This is a genomic window from Henriciella sp., assembly GCF_049649345.1.
In the GTDB taxonomy this organism is placed as follows: Bacteria; Pseudomonadota; Alphaproteobacteria; order Caulobacterales; family Hyphomonadaceae; genus Henriciella.
On the sequence record NZ_JBARZC010000578.1, the window covers coordinates 1 to 4,999 of the forward strand.

At 62.7% G+C, this 4,999-nt stretch carries 3 protein-coding genes; all 3 read right to left on the minus strand.

Features of this window, described 5'->3' with window-relative positions; all coding sequences use genetic code 11:
• Window positions 1-155: 155 nt before the first annotated feature.
• Complete coding sequence (locus WA989_RS16005; protein WP_424341477.1) at window positions 156-602, minus strand: curli assembly protein CsgF; 447 nt, start codon at window positions 600-602, stop codon at window positions 156-158.
• Window positions 603-978: 376 nt separating this feature from the next.
• Window positions 979-1,734: a helix-turn-helix domain-containing protein gene (locus WA989_RS16010; RefSeq protein ID WP_424341478.1), complete on the minus strand. Its 756-nt coding sequence runs from the start codon at window positions 1,732-1,734 to the stop codon at window positions 979-981.
• 73 nt (window positions 1,735-1,807) lie between these two features.
• The coding region (locus tag WA989_RS16015) for an amidohydrolase family protein (RefSeq protein WP_424341479.1) at window positions 1,808-4,999 on the minus strand (3,192 nt) is incomplete at its 5' end.

Genomic DNA, 4,999 nt, shown 5'->3' on the forward strand with positions numbered 1-4,999 from the left:
ATCAGCTGCTGCTGGGTCTGGGTAAACCGGTTCACTTCCGGTTCCGGCAGGGTTTCCAGTTTCGACGCACACGCCGAACACACCAGAGCGAATAGAGTCAGAAGGACCGGGGCGGATGAAAACTTTACTACGGGCATCATGGTTTCCGGCGCCGTCTATTGAACCGTAAGCTGAGGGATGACGATCGTGGTCGTTTCCCCAGTATCACTGTCGAATATCGTCAGGGTGATGTTTTCGAGATTGCGCGTGAAGGTGACCGTTTGGCTGCCGAACACGATCGTCCCGTTCTCTTGCGGATTGTCACCAAAGATTGCGTCAGCGATTTGCGACGAAAGGCCGGACAGGAGCCGGCTCTGCAACTGGCGGACGAACAGGTCGGCTTGTGACGTGCCGAGCCCGTTGACCCCGGCGCGCGGATCGCGGTGATCATTCTGTGCTTCAGCGGTCGCGAGCAGGTGGCTGGAGTTGAACGGGTTGCCACCAAAACTTGGATTGACCGGCTCGTAAATCAGGTCCTGCGCGAGGGCTGTCCCGGCCCCTGCTGCCGCAATGCACGCTGCGAAAAGAATAAGTCTGGAGGCTTTGCCTCCGCCAGCTCTCATCATGACGTCCCACCCATTGTTTTGTTTCGAGCTGGACTTCTCTCGCAGAGTTAATAATCAGTTGCAATACCGCAGTATATATTTCTTTATTTGTTCACTTTTCGAAACAGCATGCTGTCAGGCTCGCTGACGGACGGGTGGCAAACTTGCAAATTCTTCCGAGGCGGCCGCGAGTGTTGCGGCTATTGCAGCTCGCAGCGACAGGTGCCGGCTACTCACGATAAAGTGAAGCAATTTTGCCACAGGATTGAAATTCCGCTTCTCTCGCCGCCGCTTGGCAGACAATTTCTACTTTAGCATGAATTTCGGAAAGCTCTTATGAAGGGCGTCCGCGATAAAAGGGCGGTGGACGTGTCGCGCTAGAGCGAGCGGTAGCCTAAAACGCGTACCGGCTGGGCGGGACGCCGAAGGCGCGTTGGAACATGGCGCAGAAGGCGCTGGCGCTTTCATAGCCGACATCCATCGCCACCGTGGTCACCGCAGAGCCCGTCGAGAGCAGCGACAGCGCTTCGAGCAGGCGCACCTGCTGGCGCCAGACCGCGACGCCCATGCCGGTCTCGCGCTTGAAGGCGCGGGTGAAGCTCCGCCGGCTCATGCCGGCAAGATCGGCCCATTCATTGATGTCGCGCTGGTCTGACGGATTATCGATGATCTCGCGGCAGACGCGGATCAGGCGCGCATCGTTCGGCATCGGCGCGGCATAGGGGATTTTCGGCGCCCCGAGCAGCTCCTTGACCAGCAGCTCGACAATCTTGCCCTCGCGGCCACCGAGATCATAGGCCGGATCGAATTGCGTCACCTCGATGATCAGCGCCTTGAGGAGCTGGCCTACCTCGACAATGTGGCAATCGGGGTCTTCGCGCTCATATTTCGGATCGATGTAGAGCGAGCGCAGCGAGACAGGCCCGCGGCAGGACACTTCATGCGTCACCCCGCTCGGGATCCAGACCGCGCGCTGAGGCGGGATGACAAAACTCGTCTCATCGGTCACGACCGACATCACGCCAGAGGAGGCATAGAGCAGCTGGATCCGGTCATGCGCGTGCGGCGGGTCGGTAAATCCCGACGGGTATTCATCCGCAAGGCCGACAACCGGTCGGCGGCTCAGATCGATATCGAACGTCCTTTTCATGCCATTCCCCTCTCAGGACAGGGTGCCCTTCTCCGCTCAAAGGATGCCGGACGACGCTTTTATGACAATCGGATCATAGCAGTTTGGCCTGATAGAGCAAAACAATGACCTCCCGACACCAATCAGGCCACTCATCGGGGCAGGTCTGCCCTTCAATTGGGCACGGGGCAATTGGGCACGGGGCAATTGGGCACGGGGCGGCCTGGAAGACGAGCGACCAGTCCGGCCGGGAGGCAAGCGCTTCGGGGCTATACATCCGGCCATTCTTGAAGACGCGGTCGATACGGCGCAGTGCGGTCACATCCTCGAGCGGATTGGCATCGAGGATGATGAGGTCAGCATGTTTTCCAGGCTCGAGGCTGCCGAGGCTCTCATCGCGCGCGATCGCTTTCGCGCTGCCCATGGTCGCCGCCCAGAGCGCCTCAGCCGGGCTCCAGCCGCCGTCGACGTAAGCCTCGATCTCCCAGAGCGTGCCGAGCCCTGGAATATCGCCATGCGCGCCAACGCCGACTGCGCCGCCCGCCTGATGGATACGGTGCGCGCTCGCCGCAATCTGTCTGTAAAGGAAGGCGCTGTCCTCATGCGCCTCGACGTCGTGAAAGCGCATCTTGCGGAAGAAGTCCGGCACCAGCCGGGCATAGTCCTCGTCATTCATCGCGTCATGGCGCGCGATAAAGAGCTTGTCAGCGGGCTGTCCGCCATGCGTGATCATCAGCGTCAGCGTGCTGCTCGTCCCGCTCTCGGCGAACAGCCGTGTCACATCCTCGTGCAGCACAGGCGGCGGCAGGGCGTGCTCATTGCCCGAGAAGCCATCGAGAATGTGCGTCAGGCCAAGCTTGAAGGACAGGGCCCCTTCGGTCGTTGGCACCATGCCAAGCTCTTGCGAAACCTCAGCAAACCATTGGCGCACCCGCCGGTTGCCGACACGGTACTGTTTGAGATTGCGCAGCCGATAGTGATCGCGATAGCGCGTCAGCACGGCGCGGACCTCATCCTTTGACCGGAAGTCGTTGAAATCGAACACGGCCGGCCCGGTTGAAAACAGCCGCGCGCCGGTCACCTCGCCGGCCTCGACCAGATCCTGATAGGCGAGCATGTCGATGCTGAGCGAGGACGGGTCGAACACGGTTGTGATCCCCAATGCCAGATTGGCCTTCAGCCCCCAGACCTCCTCCTGCAGCACATCGCGGCGGATATCAGCGAGGTGATAATGCGCATCGATCAGCCCCGGCGCGATCCATTTGCCGGTGACATCCACGACCTCTGCATCGGCGGACACGTCGAAGCTGCCGGACGGCCCGACTGCGGCGATCTTCGCGCCATCGATCAAAATGTCTGCATTCATCAGCACAGCGCCCGGCCGGTCGCGCGAGGCCATGGTGATGACGTTTGCGCCGGTCAGAAGCTTGGCTCCAGAAGGCGTGTCCCGCGGCAACGTCACGGTCAGCTTCAGAGGGTCGGCATATATCTCTTCCACTGGCACGGGCGCGGCGGCGTCAAAGGTGACATCTTCGAGGGCGACGCTGTACCAGCTCGACCCAACCGACCAGCCGACCGCCGCGCCATCCGCGCTCCAGTCGAAATAGTCCGCGCCGATATCGGTGAGCCGGGCGGCGCGCAGCGGCGGCGCATTAAGGTCCACGCTCTCGCCTTCGCCGGCCAGTTCATAGAGATAAAGCTGCTGAGTGATCTGCGCGAGCGCCCACCGGCCATCCGGCGAGACACGGAGGTCATCTGCCGCTGCAAGTCCCTCGGCGAAATACCAGTTCGGCCCTTCCGCCTGCGTCACCAGCGTACGCGCGCCATCCTCAAGTCGGACCGCCTCGACGCCCTCGCCTGTATTGATCAGCACCTCGCCTGCGCGCCCGCGAAAATGCGGTGTGCCGCCGATCCGGCCAGACATCAGCACGCGCGCTGCGCCGCCCTTGAGCGGCATCAGGACCAGCTCCGCCTCGCGCAGCTGGCCGAATTCCATATAGGTCTCGCGGCGCTTATCGGCGGGCGAACGCACCGCGATGATCGCCTCGCCGCCCGGCGTGAACACCGGATGGGTATAGAACGCCTCGTCTTCGGTGAGTTTTTCATGCGCGCCCGTGTCGGCGTCCGCCAGCCAGACTGCCCCGCCCTCGTCCCGGCTCCAGCTGACCAGTGCCAGCGTCTCACCATCGCCAGACCAGGCGGGATGATACCCCGTCAGCCCGTCCGGCGTGATCAGGCGCGGTTCGGCCTCGCCCTCAACGTCTCGAACATAGACCCGCCCCAAGGCCGAGAAGGCCAGCGCCCCGCCATCCGGCGATAGCCGCGGCGCCATGACAAGCCGAGCCTCGACCGGCCCCTCCTCAAGCGGGATCTGCGTGCGGACCAGAGGGCCGAGTGGCTGGTCGACTTCGGCTGTAAAGGCGATGTTGCGTGCCTCGCCGCTCGCCAAGCTCACTTCGGCAAAACCGCCCGCCGCATTGACAACAATGGCCTTTCCATCCGCCGTAAAATCATAACGCGGGATCGCATCGTGCCAGAGCGAGGCTTCAAGCGAATCCGGATCGAGCTGGATCAGGTCACGCGTCCTGCCGCTCGCAATATCCATTGCGCGCAGCCACGTCTCGCCTGCCCGGCGTTCTGCAAAGACAAGCGTTTCGCCGTCCGGCGACAGGGCTGGCCGGAAGGCAGGCGCGTCGTCGCTGCCGGCAAGCAGGGTCTCCTCGCCCGTCACCGGATCAAACCGGATCACTGTCCACGCGCTCAGCTCATCGAAGGCCGGATCGCCTGTCTCGAGCGAGGCCATGACGAGGCTGCCATCGCCCGCAATCCGTGCGCCGAGCGAGCTGACCGGCTCGCCGTCTTCCTCACGCGGAACGGCGGCGCGCAGCACCTGCCCAACCGGGTCGTCTGCCGCTGCGAACTGCCAGAGTTCATAGGCATTCCGGTCCGGCCAGAAGCGGGTGACCATTATCGTCTCCCCGTCCGGGGACCATTCCGGCGAGGTCCAGTGTGGATTGTCATCATAGAAGGAGACCTGGCGCGGATTGGCCCCGCCGGCATCCATCAGCCAGAGATTCTCTGCGCCTGACCGGTCGCTTAGAAAGAGCACCGTCTCCCCGTCCGGCGATAATAACGGCTGTGGATCGAGCGCGATGCCGCGGGTCAGCACCGTCGCATCGCCGCCGTCTTTCGGCAAGGCGTAGAGATCGCCCAGCATGTCGAAGACAATCGTCCCGCCATCCGGCGAGACGTCGAGCGACAGCATCGTGCCTTCACTGGTCTCGAA

Coding starts and splice junctions, on each gene's coding strand:
- WA989_RS16005 (WP_424341477.1), bottom strand. CDS start 602: ATGAGAGCTGGCGGAGGCAAAGCCTCCAGACTTATTCTTTTCGCAGCG.
- WA989_RS16010 (WP_424341478.1), bottom strand. CDS start 1,734: ATGAAAAGGACGTTCGATATCGATCTGAGCCGCCGACCGGTTGTCGGC.